Annotated in this window: 12 protein-coding genes; 9 read left to right on the top strand and 3 right to left on the bottom strand. The window is 34.1% G+C overall.

What is annotated here, in order from left to right; all coding sequences use genetic code 11:
- Positions 1-170 precede the first annotated feature (170 nt).
- Complete coding sequence (locus tag HMPREF2715_RS08035) at positions 171-1,745, top strand: YfcC family protein (protein ID WP_016930623.1); 1,575 nt, start codon at positions 171-173, stop codon at positions 1,743-1,745.
- 80 nt (positions 1,746-1,825) lie between these two features.
- Here the strand turns inward: HMPREF2715_RS08035 and HMPREF2715_RS08030 are convergent, their stop codons facing one another.
- Positions 1,826-3,988 carry an amidase domain-containing protein gene (locus tag HMPREF2715_RS08030; RefSeq protein WP_070581027.1) on the bottom strand — a complete coding sequence of 721 codons (2,163 nt, stop codon included), beginning with the start codon at positions 3,986-3,988 and terminating at the stop codon, positions 1,826-1,828.
- Between the two features lie 209 nt (positions 3,989-4,197).
- Between HMPREF2715_RS08030 and HMPREF2715_RS08025 the strand changes: the two genes are divergently transcribed.
- A complete protein-coding gene (locus HMPREF2715_RS08025; RefSeq protein WP_070632481.1) occupies positions 4,198-7,014 on the top strand; it encodes a YhgE/Pip domain-containing protein in 2,817 nt (938 codons plus the stop codon).
- Between the two features lie 93 nt (positions 7,015-7,107).
- Here HMPREF2715_RS08025 and HMPREF2715_RS08020 read toward each other — a convergent pair whose 3' ends face one another.
- Positions 7,108-7,632 (bottom strand): hypothetical protein, encoded by a 525-nt coding sequence (locus tag HMPREF2715_RS08020; RefSeq protein WP_070678306.1) that lies wholly within the window; start codon positions 7,630-7,632, stop codon positions 7,108-7,110.
- 201 nt (positions 7,633-7,833) lie between these two features.
- Here HMPREF2715_RS08020 and HMPREF2715_RS08015 point away from each other — a divergent pair, with 201 nt between their 5' ends.
- Entirely contained in the window at positions 7,834-8,364 is a 531-nt protein-coding gene (locus HMPREF2715_RS08015; RefSeq protein ID WP_011274688.1) for an immunodominant staphylococcal antigen IsaB family protein, read from the top strand.
- A gap of 110 nt (positions 8,365-8,474) precedes the next feature.
- Here the strand turns inward: HMPREF2715_RS08015 and HMPREF2715_RS08010 are convergent, their stop codons facing one another.
- Complete coding sequence (locus tag HMPREF2715_RS08010) at positions 8,475-8,888, bottom strand: YolD-like family protein (protein WP_070581021.1); 414 nt, start codon at positions 8,886-8,888, stop codon at positions 8,475-8,477.
- A 385-nt stretch (positions 8,889-9,273) separates the two neighbouring features.
- On the opposite strand from HMPREF2715_RS08010, the gene HMPREF2715_RS08005 reads away from it, so the two are divergent.
- From HMPREF2715_RS08005 to HMPREF2715_RS07980, 6 genes are all read left to right on the top strand, one after another.
- Positions 9,274-9,849, top strand: coding sequence for an immunodominant staphylococcal antigen IsaB family protein (locus HMPREF2715_RS08005; RefSeq protein WP_070440563.1), 576 nt, complete (start codon positions 9,274-9,276; stop codon positions 9,847-9,849).
- Positions 9,850-10,035: 186 nt separating this feature from the next.
- On the top strand, positions 10,036-10,500 hold the full coding sequence (locus HMPREF2715_RS08000; protein WP_011274692.1) for an arginine repressor: 465 nt from the start codon (positions 10,036-10,038) through the stop codon (positions 10,498-10,500).
- A gap of 356 nt (positions 10,501-10,856) precedes the next feature.
- Entirely contained in the window at positions 10,857-12,092 is a 1,236-nt protein-coding gene (gene arcA, locus HMPREF2715_RS07995; protein ID WP_011274693.1) for an arginine deiminase, read from the top strand.
- A 168-nt stretch (positions 12,093-12,260) separates the two neighbouring features.
- Complete coding sequence (gene arcD, locus HMPREF2715_RS07990; protein WP_011274694.1) at positions 12,261-13,691, top strand: arginine-ornithine antiporter; 1,431 nt, start codon at positions 12,261-12,263, stop codon at positions 13,689-13,691.
- Between the two features lie 34 nt (positions 13,692-13,725).
- Positions 13,726-14,409, top strand: a complete 684-nt coding sequence (locus HMPREF2715_RS07985) for a Crp/Fnr family transcriptional regulator (RefSeq protein ID WP_037552602.1) — start codon at positions 13,726-13,728, stop codon at positions 14,407-14,409.
- A 194-nt stretch (positions 14,410-14,603) separates the two neighbouring features.
- Positions 14,604-15,365, top strand: coding sequence for an alpha/beta hydrolase (locus HMPREF2715_RS07980; protein WP_037552600.1), 762 nt, complete (start codon positions 14,604-14,606; stop codon positions 15,363-15,365).
- Positions 15,366-15,445: the final 80 nt, after the last annotated feature.

The raw sequence follows: 15,445 nt of genomic DNA, 5'->3' as shown, positions 1-15,445 counted from the left end.
TATTTAATATTCATATTGATTGTAAAGTGCATTAGACATACACTAATAGTGGAAAAAGAAATTGAGAAATTTTTCACAAAGTTGCTTAATTAACAAATTTTCACAAAGTATACGTTTTAAATGTGTATAGCATTTTCATAGATAAAAAATACTTAAAGGGGTTGAAAAGCATGACACACACTAACGAAGTTACTAATAGTACTAGCAAAGGACGGAAAAAACGATTCTCGCTTAAGATGCCTGGCGCATTTACAATTTTATTTATTTTAACTGTAATCGCTGTTATGGCAACGTGGATGATACCAGCTGGTGCATACTCTAAGTTATCCTATGATGGCGGTGCTCATGAATTTAAAATTGTCGATGCTCATAATAAATCAAAAACAGTCCCTGGAACACAAGAACAATTAGATAAATTAGGTGTAAAAATTGATGTAGACCAATTTAAATCAGGTGCCATCAATAAACCTATCTCAATTCCTGGAACATACGAACGATTAGAACAAAAACCTGCTGGACCAGATCAAATTACATCAAGCATGGTTAACGGTACAATTGAAGCAGTCGATGTAATGGTATTTATTTTAGTATTAGGTGGACTCATTGGTGTTGTACAAAAGAGTGGTTCATTTGAATCAGGACTTTTAGCACTTACTAAAAAAACTAAAGGTCATGAATTTTTACTTGTATTCATGGTGTCAGTATTAATGGTACTAGGTGGTACGCTTTGTGGTATTGAAGAAGAAGCGGTAGCATTTTATCCAATACTCGTACCCATCTTTATTGCCATGGGATATGACTCAATTATCTGTGTTGGGGCAATCTTCCTAGCAAGTTCTGTAGGTAGTACATTCTCAACAGTTAACCCATTCTCAGTTGTTATCGCATCAAATGCAGCAGGTACAACATTCGTAGATGGTTTATATTGGAGAATTGTTGGCTTAATTGTGGCAACAATATTTACAGTAGGTTATTTATACTGGTACGCTAAAAAAATTAAAAAAGATCCTAAAGCATCTTACACATATGAAGATAAAACTAAATTTGAAAATCAATGGTCAGTTATTAACGATGATGGCGGAGAAAAACCATTTACACTACGCAAAAAAATCATTTTAATTTTATTCATCTTACCATTCCCAATCATGGTATGGGGCGTTATGACACAAGGTTGGTGGTTCCCAATCATGGCCTCAATGTTCTTAGCATTTACAATTGTAATCATGTTAATGGTAGCATTAGGTAAAGATGGACTTGGCGAGAAAGTGGTCGTCGATGCATTTGTAGAAGGTGCATCAAGTTTGGTAGGGGTATCACTAATCATTGGTTTGGCACGTGGTATCAATATGATTATGAATGATGGATTAATCTCAGATACAATCTTGAACTTCAGTTCATCACTTGTACAAGGTGTAAGTGGACCAATCTTCATTGTAATATTGTTGATTATCTTCTTCTTCCTAGGTTTCATTATTCCATCATCTTCTGGTTTAGCAGTGCTTGCAATGCCAATCTTTGCACCACTTGCTGATACAGTAGGTATTCCTAGATTTGTTATCGTAACAGCATATCAATTTGGTCAATATGCAATGTTATTCTTAGCACCAACAGGATTGATAATGGCAACATTACAAATGTTAGACATGAAGTACTCTCACTGGTTGAAATTCGTATGGCCAGTCGTTGCCTTCGTATTCATCTTCGGTGGTGGCATGCTTATCACTCAAGTATTAATTTATTCATAATAGATGAATTAAAAAGGTGGTTCACCCAAATCGGGTGCACCACCTTTTTTATATGTTATCTTATTTAACTCACATCAGCATTATTTAGGCTGAATATAGTGTAAGGCTTCAGCTGTGCTAGCATCAATTGTGCGATATGACACGATGCCTAAACCTTTGACATTAGATTCTGAGATGACGATAGAGCCATCTTTATTTACCTTTTCAACAAAGGCAACATGACCATATACATCATGCGCACCAGCTTGTCCTGCTTCAAAGACGACTGCGCTATGTGTAGAAGGTGTTTGACTGACATCATAGTTGTCACGTTCTGCACGATTATCCCAGTTATGGGCATCTCCCCAGTCGCTACCTACTTTCTTACCAAATTGTTGAACACGTTCGTATACATACCATGTACATTGACCTTGAGGATAAGGTGATGACGAATCTGTGATTTCAAATGATTTAAACTCACTACCTGAAGTATCTTCTCCACTAGATGTTTGTTTAGTATATTGATCTAAATCTGGCATTTTTTTCTTATCAAAATCAGTTAAGTGATAGTGTTTGATTAAGCTATTTAATTTAGTAGCATAGTTAGGGTCTGTAGCATACGTACGGCTTAAATGTCGTGTCGCATCACGATAATCTATAGCTTCATGCTTCCAAGTAGGTTTATAAATTGTTGGATTACCGTCGATACCATTTTTAATTAAATCAGCATAATCTTCCAATGATGCTTTAGTACTTGGATATTTACGGAACCCAGCATTAATACTAAACATACTGTTGTCATTACCAGCTTCTAGCGTATTAAAGTTTACAGATTGTCCTTTATAACTACCTTTAATACCAAATAAATTATAATTAGGTGCTTGTGCTAAGGTACTGTTTCCTGAACTAGATTCAAGAATAGCTTGAGCAATCATAACTGAGGCATAAAGATCTTTATCTTGACCAATCTTATGTGCATCTTTAGCGATAGACTTAATAAAGTCACGCGTACCTTTATTTTCAACAACTGTTATATCGCCATCCGTTATATCACTACCATTAAGTTGAGGTAATGTTTGGAACAGACTAGTTGAACGCGTATTACTTTGCTTAAAGTCATCTTCAAATGACTGTGAAGGTGTAGTTTTATGTTCAAGCTCCTTCTTAGTTGGCAACTGAGGGTTACTTGCTTTAGTCGTGTTGTTTTTTGTTTTTTCACCCTTAGATGTGTTTGTTTCGTTATCCTTTTTAGATGATTCGAAATCTTGATGCGTCTTTTTAGCATCTTCACTATACTTATCGAGCACAGTGTCTAAGGCAGATTCAGATAGACTATTACTATCAGAAGATGATGTTTTACTAGAATCATTTTTTGAGTCAGTGCTTGTATCGTCATTATCTGATTGATGATTAGTGGTATCTGTATTATTACTTCCTTGATTATCTTTATCATCATCTGTTTCATCTGAGACGAAATCATCAATGGCATCTAACGCTTTACTAACACTTGCATCGTCCTTATCTTGATTGGCAGTTGATTGTTGATTTGTATCTATATCATCTTGTCGTGAAGTCTTATCTGATTGGTTAGCTTGCTCACTACTTTGCTGTATGTCATCATGTTCGCGATCCGTTGTGTCAGAAGATGAAGCGCTATGTTCTGTTTGATCTTGGTCTTGTGAATCAGTATCTTGCTCATTTGTAGAATGCGTGTCATCATCTGCTTCATTAGTGCTTGCGGGTTGCTCATAATCTGAAATATCACTATCGAAATTAAATAATGATGCAATTAAATGAGTTAGGCTAAATCCATTTTGATATAAATCAGGATTTAAAAAGTTAGAAGCAGGTAAACCACTAGAATGAGTTGCGTCAAAGATTGGAGAAAGGGGTGTACGGTAAGTGTTATTTGTATTTTTATCACGCTTTTGATGACTGCGAGATACGCTTGTGTTGTCATCATCTTTCTCCTCTGATGACGTATTTGATGACTTAGACTTTTCTCGTTTTATCTTGTTCTTCGAATCTTCTTTAGTAGGTGCTTCAGAAGATGTGTTATCGGACTGAGTATCGTCTGGTTGAGATGCTTCATTAATATTATTGTCATTTACATCTTCATTATGATCAGTCTGTTCCTCTTGTGTGCTAGATGATTTCATCTTAGCATCTTCGTTTGTGTCTTCAGCATGTGCAATGCTAGTCGTAAATGTTGGTAATACTAGCGTTGTTGTTAAAAAGTAAATCATGAATTTATGCTTCGACATTACGCTCTTTTCCTCCTATCAAATTAATTATGGTGGTATGCGAATATATCAGAATTTGATATAATATTTATTATGATTTTTAGTTGATAAGTATCAACTAATTATTACTTTGCTTAATAAAAGTATTATACTAACTCTATAAAGAAAAAAACAATACTTAACATCATTTTGAGATAAAATCTTAATATTTCATTTTTAGGAGTGTGAAAATGAAAAACGCACTAAAATTATTTATAACGGACTTGAAGCGAATTGCTAAGACGCCAGCAGTTTGGGTTATACTAGCAGGACTTGCGATATTACCGTCTTTCTATGCTTGGTTCAACTTATGGGCTATGTGGGATCCTTATAGTCATACAGGTCATATCAAGGTTGCCGTTGTGAACGAGGACAAGGGTGACAAAGTTCGTGGCAAGAAAATTAATGTTGGTAATACATTAGAAGACAATCTTAAGAAAAACGATAAATTTGATTGGCAATTCGTTAGCCGGGAAAAGGCAGACCATGAAATTAAAATGGGTAAATATTATGCTGGCATATACATACCTAAAGAATTCTCGCATCAAATTACTGGCACATTAAGAAATAAACCACAAAAAGCCGATATCGAATATAAAGTTAATCAAAAAATCAATGCCGTCGCACCGAAAATGACCGATACAGGTTCAACGGTCATCGTTGACGAAGCAAATAAACAGTTCAATGAAACCGTCACGAAAGCGTTACTACAAGAAGCGAATAAAGTGGGTATTCAACTTGAAGATGAAGTACCTACAATTAATAAAATAAAAAATGCAGTTTATGCGGCACATGACTCATTACCACAAATCAATAAAATTGCGGATCGTATTGAATATTTGAATGATCATCAGGATGATCTTGATAAATATGCAAATCAATTCCGTGAATTAGGTAATTACAAAGGCGATATTTTAGACGCCCAACAAAAGCTTAATGATGTGAATGCAGCCATTCCGTCACTTAACGAAAAGGCAAAACTCATCTTAGCACTTAATGAATATATGCCGAACATTGAGAAACTATTAGATGTAGCTTCTAATGATATACCGTCACAATTTCCTAAGATTAATAGAGGCGTGGATATTGCTAGTGAGGGGCTTGATTTAGCGAATACGCGTTTAAATGATGCACAAGGTTATCTTACATCTGCTCAGCAACGTGTAGGTGATTATCAAGAAGCGGCAGGGCGTGCTCAAGAAGTAAATAACCAAGCCAATAGTGCATTGCGTCAACAAAGTACGTCGGGACTTCCTCAATATCAAATTCAGAAGTTGAGCACAGATAGTAGCCAGGACACTGTGAATGATAATCAAATTGTCTCAAACAATGACGTGAAGTCTATGAATAGTGCGCTTGCAGAAGCATTATTAACACTTTCAAGTAATTCTGATAATCAAGCGAAAGCAACACAGTCAGACATTAAAGCCTTGAAAGATATATCTTATGGTGTTATTGGTTCTAATCGACCGACTGAATTTAATGATATGTTACGTAACTTAAAAACACGTCTTGAAAATAGCTCGAAAAGTAATCAACAATTGATAGACGTGTTAAAAGAATTAGAAAAAAGAGAACATGTCGATTTATCGTCTCAAATTAAACAAGTTGAGAGTGCCAATAATCGTATCAGCGATTCATTACGTTCAACGAATCAACTCATTGATGCACTAAAAAATGGTAGTTCAGGTAAAGCAGAAGCAGTTAACGTATTGCGTTCGTTACCAGATTTAAATAAAGCGTTAGGTAACTATCGTGATTTCATTAAAAACGACTTAAACAATCGTTTGTTAGTTGTATCTAATCAAATTACACAAGAATTAAGCAGAGGTCAGAATACGTTATCAGACGTTCAATCTAAATTAAATACGATTAATCGTGTTATCATTGCTGGTCAGGATATAGTTACAGATGGACAGAATCGTATAGCTAACATTCAAAGCGAATTACCTGCTTTAGAACAAACCTATATTAATGCTATGCAAACTGCTCAGAAATATTTCCCTACAGTGAAAAAAGACGTAGCGAATGCAGCTGACTTTGTTCGTAATGATTTGCCAGATTTAGAGCAACAACTTGCGAATGCTACAGCAACAGTAAATACGAACTTACCGACATTGTTCAATAAGTATGACAATGCCGTTGATTTATTAAATCAAAATCAACCACGTGCGAAAGAAGCGTTAGCAAACTTAGCTAATTTCTCTGAAAACCGTTTGCCAGATATTGAAAAAGATTTAAACAAAGCGAATAAAATATTTAAAAAATTAGATGAAGATGATGCGGTAGATAAAGTGATTGATGCGTTGAAGAATGACTTGAAGAAACAAGCCGATGTGGTTGCGAATCCTATTCATAAGAAACAAGTAGATGTCTTCCCAGTTAAAGATTATGGTTCAGGTATGACACCATTCTATACGTCATTATCTATATGGGTAGGGGCATTATTACTAGTAAGTTTATTGTCTGTAGATAATAAACATGAAGCCTTGGAAGATGAGTTAACGAAACGTCAAATTTATTTAGGTAAAGGTGCTTTCTTTATAATGATGGGTATCATTCAAGCATTGATTGTAACGATTGGTGACTTGGTTATTTTGAAAGCGCAGGTTGAATCGCCGACATTGTTTATCTTAGTCGCACTGTGTGGTGCTATTGTCTTTAATACGATTGTGTATACATGCGTGTCATTACTTGGAAACCCAGGTAAAGCTATTGCAATCATTTTACTAGTATTACAAATTGCTGGTGGTGGAGGAACATTCCCAGTTGTAACTGCACCTAAGTTCTTCCAAACGATTTCACCATATTTACCATTCACGTATGTGATAGATTCTTTACGTGAAACGGTAGGTGGCATTGTACCAGAAATTTTAATTACGAAAATGATTATCTTAATACTATTTGGACTAGGATTCTTTATTTTAGGTATCTTAGTCAAACCAGTCTTAGATCCAATTATGCGTAAAATTTCTAAGCGCGTGGCTGAAAGTAAAGTAACTGAGTAGTTACGGAAACGATATTTGTACTATAAAAAGCATTCTAACCTTATAAATGGGCTAGAATGCTTTTTATGTGCTATATATTTATTGTTACTATGTTTAATTTTTATCTTTAGAATCACTTGAACTACCAGAACTACTTGAACTTTGTGTTGAACTATTATTAGTTGTCGTTTTATTCTGTGTGCTAGGTTGTGATGTTGATGGCTGTTGCGTAGAAGGTTGTTGTGTACTTGGTTGTTGTGTTGTTTGAGTTTCTTTAGTATTTTTTTCTGAAGTAGCACTTTCTGAACTCTTTTGTCTTGAACTGCTTTCTTTTGTTTTAGATTCTTGTGTTCGAGTTGTCGTCGAGTTATTTTGTTGTGTAGAATAACTTTGTTGCGTGTTTACAGTGTTGTTTGACGTTGGGTCTGATTGTGCATTTTCTCCATTATCAGATGTAGTAGATTGCTCATCAGTTTGTTCTTCTTTCGTTTTATCTTTCTTCTCTTTTTTATCATGCTTCTCAGTTTTATGATCATCACTTGAATTTGATTGTTTAGTACCAGTTGCTGCAAAGAATATTGAAAAACCTAAAGCAACAACAAGTAATAAAATGACGCTACCTGCCAATACTTTTTTCAAGGTGTATCCTCCGTCCTTAATTCATTTCTTTATCTTATTATAATAAAACTTCATAAAATAGATAGTATTTACACAATTTTATAATATTAAATTTTGTTTACTAAAATTTTTGATAAATAGGTCTTAAGTACAGTGAATGTTTGTATGTATTGTGCGATAATATAAATGAAGTGTAATTCTAATATAGAAAGAAGGACTAACATGAATAAAGTAGTTAAAACTATTGCCTCAACAACATTAGCATTTGGAACACTTTTAGGAGTGAGTAGCGCTGTATTACCAGTACAAGATACTGCCCATGCAGCAACGCAAACTAAAGGGTATTACTACTCTTATAATGGTTACGTTGATAAAGACGCTAAATTCTTAACAGACAAGAACTTTATTAACGCAATCAAACACGACAACATTAAATTTAATGGTATCAAACTTGCTAAAACAAATAGCACAACTGTAAAAGAAAAGTATAATCAGAAATTTACTGGCGTAACAAGCAATGGCAAAAAAGCGAATAAATTACAATTTATAGTTAAAGGCGATTTAACGTACAGTCAACTTAAAAAAGCTTATGGTAAAGATTTGAAAAAAGTAAAAGGCAACAATAATGTTAAAGGTAGCGGTATTTACGTTTATAAACCAAATAAAGATGGTTTAGCAACATCATTTGTTCTTAATAACAATAAAGTTGTAGAAGTAGATATTAGTTACGTAGGCTTTACAACAAGTAAATAATATTTAGAAGAGCGCATAAATGGGACTTCCTCATCTATGCGCTTTAATTTATCTCTAGTTAAAATAAAACTCATGTTTCAATGATATGAGTCACTAATTACGCAGCACACTTACTCTACATTACAAATAACCTCAAAATCGAGTTTCATCGTTTGTGAACCGTTCTCGTTACTAATTGTGATACAGCGATTTAGCGAGTCGATACGACGTATATACGCTGCAATTGATTGGATATAGCCATTTCTCCAATAACTAATCATTGCCAGTTGGTGCTGTGTGAATTTACAAGTGAGCTGTCGATTGATATCTTCGAATTGATCATCTGACAATGAAGGCATGGCAATTTTATTCTGTTCCTCAATAAAATCATTCAATCGTTGATATTGTTCTGGCATTGTCGCAAAGGGAGCCCACTTCACCATGCCACGTCCTTGAGGAATGTTAGCGTCTAGATATTGTCTTGGTATTTTACGATAATCTGTTTCATATTTATACTCATCTGGCGCATTAGGATTTGGAATCATGTTAACCACCTCAAATTCATTATAGAACATATGTTCGCATTTTGGAAGTGGTTTTCTACAATATAAAGTAATTTTATATTTATTTTGGAAAAGTAAAAAAGACTATATAAAAGAGCCATAAGTTTAACAAAGGGGAAGTAAACTTATGGCTATAGTTATTACATAATATAACTTTTTGTGAAGGAGTTAATGGGGATGTTACTCCTATATTTAGTATAACATAATTTATATAAAAAATTATTTAACTATTTGTGAAATTTAATTTTGTGTAATTATAAACAACATTACATCAAATATTAAACACTTCTAATTAGTTAACCAAAATTGTATAACAATCAAGAATGGCGTATGATATGTTTAGTTATAAAGAAAGAAGGCTTCTAATTTGAGAAAAACTACAAAAACATTAGTCGCAACGACATTAGCACTAAGCACATTATTTGGTGTAGGTGTTACGAGTGCATTGACGGAAACATCTATTGCACATGCTGAATCTAAAGCTACAACAAACACAACTCATTCTAAAGCGAATGCGACATCTGCATATTACAATTATAAAGGATATGCAGGTCAAGACGTATCTTTTGTATTAGATAAACATTTTAAAAATGCGGTAAAAGCTGAAAATGTCACATTCAACGGTATTAAATTGAAAGCAACAACATCATCTAAAAATGTGAAAAAATATGATCAATATTTTAGAAACGTTTCGAAAGATGGTAAAACAGCATCATTACTTGATTTAAACGTAACGGGTAAAATGACATTGGATCAATTAAATAAAACTTACGGTAAAGATTTACAAAAGGTAAATAACCAAAAGCATAATACAACAGGTATCTATTTCTACCAACCAAATTCAAAAGGAATGACGGTATGGTTTGATGTAGATAACGGTAAAGTTGATCGCGTGGTAATGGGCTATAGCACTGTAAAACAAGCTATGAAAGAATCAAAATAGCATAACTTGAAAGACACCTCAATAGTTGGATGATAAATCTTACTTTTGGGGCGTTTTTATGTAAATAATTAAATTTATAACAGATTTTATGAAATACCCCACACAAAGAAAGACAAAAAAATGATACGTTAAAAGTAAAACATAAATATAGCAGTAGGCTGTATAGGGATAGAGGGAGTTTATAATATGAAAAAGAATAAACGTCTAGATCTCATCGCAACGGTAGTTAAGAATAACCGATTTAACAAAAAGGAAGAGATTGCAGATTACATTGATACGCATTTCGGGGTGCGCTATAGCGTAACTACGATTTCAAGAGATTTGAAAGAATTAAAGATTTTTAAAGTTCCAGCTGTAAGTAATCAATCCTATTATAAGAAGTTAGATAATACGCAACAAATGGATGCTAAAACGAAACTGCTACATTATTATGACAGTGAAATTAAAAGTATCATAATAAAAGATAGCTACATACTTATCAAAACATCTCCAGGATTTGCGCAATGCATTAATTATTTCATTGATCGAATGAATATTAATGAAATATTAGGGACAGTAGGTGGCAATGACACATTGATGGTACTAACTAATTCTGAAGAAATGGCTAAATATGTGCATTATAAATTATTTAATCATAAATATTCAAATTAATGTATAAAATATAATGTGGATTTACTTTTTTATATTATCTATAATAGAGTGTAACACACCTAATTTATAATGTTCATAACCTAAGTAGTTATATAATTGTAGATACAAATCACGGGTGTTTATAAATACAGAATAATGCATAAAAAACTTTTCTTAAAAATATTATCATACGAAAATAAATGGAATATACATAAAAAGCACCAAATGCCCAATGATTTTGTATATTCAATCACAAATATGCATTGAATAACCAGAAAGCATGAACTAGCACACGTTCATATTGTGAAAACAATCACATAAACTTTTTTGAAAGCGCTTTATACTCTAATTGTAGATAAATAAAGGAGGAAATGAATATGACACAAGGACCTATTCAAGTAAACAGTGAAATCGGTAGATTAAAAACAGTATTACTCAAACGACCTGGTAAAGAATTAGAAAATTTAGTACCAGATCACTTAAGTGGCTTGCTATTCGATGATATTCCTTATTTAAAAGTGGCGCAAGAAGAGCACGACAAATTTGCACAAACACTTCGTGATGAAGGTGTGGAAGTTGTTTATTTAGAAAAACTAGCAGCTGAAGCAATTGCAGATAAAGATGTGCGAGAACAGTTCATTGACGATATTCTTGCAGAATCTCAAAAAACAGTATTAGGACATGAAGCTGAAATTAAAACGTTTTTTGCGAAGTTATCAGATCAAGAATTAATCGATAAAATTATGGCTGGTGTGAGAAAAGAAGAAATTGAACTAAAAACAACACATCTCGTTGAATACATGGATGATAGATATCCATTCTATTTAGACCCAATGCCTAACCTTTACTTTACACGTGATCCTCAAGCATCAGTAGGTAGAGGTATGACAATTAACAGAATGTATTGGAGAGCACGTCGCAGAGAATCACTATTTATGACATACATTTTAAAATATCATCCAAGATTTAAAGATGCAGATGTACCAGTATGGTTAGACCGAAACTCACCATTTAATATCGAAGGTGGAGATGAATTAATTCTATCTAAAGAAGCTTTAGCCATTGGTATATCTGAACGTACATCAGCACAAGCAATTGAACGCTTAGCACGTAATATATTTAAAGATGAATCTACGACATTCAAGAAAGTAATTGCGATTGAAATTCCAAATAGTCGTACGTTCATGCATTTAGATACAGTATTCACAATGATTGACTACGATAAATTCACAGTGCATTCAGCTATTTTCAAAGAAGAAAATAACATGAATTTATTTACGATTGAATACGATGAAGCAAAAGATGATATCAAAATTACACATTCTAATAAACTACGTGAAACGCTAGCAGACGTACTTGGCGTTGAAAAAATCGAGTTTATCCCAACTGGTAATGGTGACGTGATAGACGGCGCACGTGAACAATGGAATGACGGTTCAAACACGCTATGTATACGCCCAGGTGTGGTCGTTACTTATGACCGAAACTACGTATCAAACCAATTACTTCGTGATAAAGGCATTAAAGTGCTTGAAATTACTGGTAGTGAACTTGTTCGTGGACGTGGGGGCCCAAGATGTATGAGCCAACCATTATTTAGAGAAGATATTTAAAGTATTTCGAGCAAACGTAAGGACTTTTTTGAAAAATACATCGCAGGGAAAGTGATGTAGAAATATAACACAAGGAGAAGGGTTTGAAGCAGGGTTACCAGACAATTGAATAATGATGCTTCAAGCCCTTAATTTAAAAGTAATCCTCCTTAGAAGGGGAAATGAATTATGAATGAATCAGACACAAACAAACTTGGTAAAACGTCACTTATTGGCTTAGTCATTGGTTCTATGATTGGTGGCGGTGCATTTAATATCATTTCTGATATGGGTGGTCAAGCCGGTGGTTTAGCAATTATGATTGGATGGATTATCACCGCAATCGGAATGATTTCACTCGCATTTGTCTTCCAAAATCTCACTAATGTAAGACCGGACTTAGAAGGTGGAATTTACAGTTATGCACAGGCTGGATTTGGCGACTTTATTGGTTTCTCAAGTGCTTGGGGCTACTGGTTTGCTGCGTTTCTAGGTAACGTAGCCTATGCAACATTATTGATGTCAGCAGTAGGTAACTTCTTCCCAATCTTCAAAGGTGGTAATACGCTACCAAGTATTATCGTCGCTTCTTTCTTATTATGGGGTGTGCACTTCTTAATACTTAGAGGTGTTGAAACCGCAGCTTTTATCAATAGTATTGTAACTGTTGCAAAGTTAATTCCTATATTCTTAGTCATCATTTGTATGATTGTAGTATTTAATTTCGATACATTTAAAGCAGGGTTCTACGGAATGACAAGCGGTGGTACAGGTATATTTAGTTGGGGCGATACAATGTCTCAAGTTAAGAGTACAATGCTTGTAACCGTATGGGTATTCACTGGTATTGAAGGTGCAGTGGTATTCTCAGGTCGTGCTAAATCGAAAAAAGACGTAGGCACTGCTACAGTAATTGGACTTGTTTCAGTACTTGTTATTTACTTCTTAATGACTGTATTGGCACAAGGCGTCATTCAACAAAATCAAATTGCTGATCTTGCAAGCCCATCAATGGCACAAGTGTTAGAACATATCGTTGGTCATTGGGGTTCAGTACTCGTTAACATTGGATTAATTATTTCTGTTTTAGGTGCATGGCTTGGTTGGACATTACTAGCTGGTGAGCTACCATTTATAGTGGCTAAAGATGGCTTGTTCCCGAAATGGTTTGCTAAAGAAAATAAAAATAAAGCACCAATCAATGCATTATTAATTACAAACATTCTAGTACAAATATTCTTAATTAGCATGTTATTTACAGACAGTGCATATCAATTTGCGTTTTCACTTGCATCAAGCGCGATTTTAATTCCGTATATGTTTAGTGCCTTTTATCAATTGAAATACACAATTGAGCATAAAGGACACGCTACAGTGAAACAATGGGCAATCGGTATTATTGCATCAATCTATGCGATATGGCTTGTGTACGCTGCAGGTATTGATTACTTGTTATTAACCATGTTGCTCTACATCCCTGGTCTATTTGTTTATCGTTTCGTACAACGTAATAACCATAAACCATTAACGAAAGGTGACTATATCTTGTTTGCAGTCATTATCATACTTGCAATAATAGGTATCATTCGCTTAGCGATGGGAAGCGTTTCAGTATTCTAATAAAAAGTTTTAAAAGATTTAGGAGTGTATCTCAATGGCCGGAAAGACATATATCAACAACAGAGACAATGATTTAAGTGAAGGGCTCAAACAATTAGCGTCTTACTTAAATATTCCAACGGGTGTCATTCAAGCATTCAAGAGTGAATGTTTCGTGCGACGTTACAATAAAGGACAAATCATATATTATTCATCTGATCAGCCCACCTATGTGTATTTATTACTAGACGGTATTGTTTTGCGTGAAACAATTAATGAAGATGGGGACGCTTATCGTAAGCTTAATAAAGAGCAACTATTATTTCCGTTAAATCATCTCTTTCGTAAAATTGAATTAAACGAGATGTGCACAGCTATAACACCATGTAATGTAATAGGAATACCTAAAGATATGTTGGAATATCTTTGTAAAAATCATGACGACATATTTGTTACACTGTTCGAAAAGTTAAATAACGAACTTGAACTGCTAAGGGAATACAATATGGCATTAACCACAAAGTTGGCGAGAGAACGTATTGAGAAAGTACTATATTATTTATGTCATGCAATAGGATACGATCATGATGAATTCTACGAAATTAAACATATCATGACCATTCAATTACTGAGTGATTTAGCAGGTATTTCACGTGAAACAACTGGCCATATTGTACATGAATTAAAAGAAGAGAAAAAATTAATAAAAAATGGCAAAAACTGGATGGTTATAAAGTAATAAATAAGACACAAAGCCCCCTTTATATACAAAAAGCGTTTATATTAAACTACCAAACCGATATAAACACAATAATTGCTACTTAAGACGTTGGTGACATTACTAACGTCTTTTTGTATGTTTGGGTAACACCTTTTTCAGAAAAAGTGTAAAATAGATATAATCATTTATTATTAGAAGGGGCGACAATCAACATGGCACTCATGACAATCAATTACTTATCACCATCTTTAGGTATGCAACAATCATTTGTAGCAATTATTCCAGAAGACGCCAGTTTCTTCGACGAAACACAATCACCTAAATCTTATAAATCACTTATGCTATTGCATGGATTATCAAGTGATGCAACGTCGTATACACGCTTTACCAGTGTTGAGCGATATGCAAATGAACATCAATTAGCCATTATTATGCCGAATGCAGATCATAGTGGCTATGCAAATATGACGTACGGTCATAGTTATTATGACCATATATTGGAAGTGTATCACTACGCACATAAGCTACTTCCATTATCACCAAAACGTGAAGATAATTTTATTGCAGGTCATTCGATGGGTGGTTACGGCACGATGAAATTTGCATTAACACAAGGAAGACTCTTCTCTAAAGCATCGCCATTGTCTTCTGTCTTTCAAGCGCAAGGGTTAATGGAACTTGATTATCCTGATTTCGCACCAAAAGCAATTACTGGGGAAGATACAACTATCAAGGGTACTGAACTCGATACATATCATTTAGTTGATGAAGCAATCGAAAAAGGATTGACCATACCTAAGTTGTTGATTCAATGTGGTACAGAAGATTTCTTATATGAAGATAATCAACAATTTATGACATATTTGGATGATAAAGGAATTGACTATCAATATGAAGAAGGTCCAGGTGAACATGATTATGCGTTCTGGGATAAAGCCATCAAACGCACAATTGAATGGTTAGTAGAAGAATAGGAATGAAAAAGAATTTGGAATCCAAATGATGAATAATAGCAGGAGTCTGGGACAAAATAAAATGTCTCAGCCTACTTTAT

The organism is Staphylococcus sp. HMSC062A01 (assembly GCF_001836805.1).
Lineage (GTDB): Bacteria > Bacillota > Bacilli > Staphylococcales > Staphylococcaceae > Staphylococcus > Staphylococcus haemolyticus.
This window is presented reverse-complemented; position numbering and strand designations above follow the sequence as displayed.

Bases quoted from the DNA above. Each gene is read 5' to 3' on its own strand.
- HMPREF2715_RS08035 (WP_016930623.1), top strand. From the start codon at position 171: ATGACACACACTAACGAAGTTACTAATAGTACTAGCAAAGGACGGAAA.
- HMPREF2715_RS08010 (WP_070581021.1), bottom strand. From the start codon at position 8,888: ATGATTCCAAATCCTAATGCGCCAGATGAGTATAAATATGAAACAGAT.
- HMPREF2715_RS07985 (WP_037552602.1), top strand. From the start codon at position 13,726: ATGGCCGGAAAGACATATATCAACAACAGAGACAATGATTTAAGTGAA.
- arcA (WP_011274693.1), top strand. From the start codon at position 10,857: ATGACACAAGGACCTATTCAAGTAAACAGTGAAATCGGTAGATTAAAA.
- HMPREF2715_RS07980 (WP_037552600.1), top strand. From the start codon at position 14,604: ATGGCACTCATGACAATCAATTACTTATCACCATCTTTAGGTATGCAA.
- HMPREF2715_RS08000 (WP_011274692.1), top strand. From the start codon at position 10,036: ATGAAAAAGAATAAACGTCTAGATCTCATCGCAACGGTAGTTAAGAAT.
- arcD (WP_011274694.1), top strand. From the start codon at position 12,261: ATGAATGAATCAGACACAAACAAACTTGGTAAAACGTCACTTATTGGC.
- HMPREF2715_RS08015 (WP_011274688.1), top strand. From the start codon at position 7,834: ATGAATAAAGTAGTTAAAACTATTGCCTCAACAACATTAGCATTTGGA.
- HMPREF2715_RS08030 (WP_070581027.1), bottom strand. From the start codon at position 3,988: ATGTCGAAGCATAAATTCATGATTTACTTTTTAACAACAACGCTAGTA.
- HMPREF2715_RS08025 (WP_070632481.1), top strand. From the start codon at position 4,198: ATGAAAAACGCACTAAAATTATTTATAACGGACTTGAAGCGAATTGCT.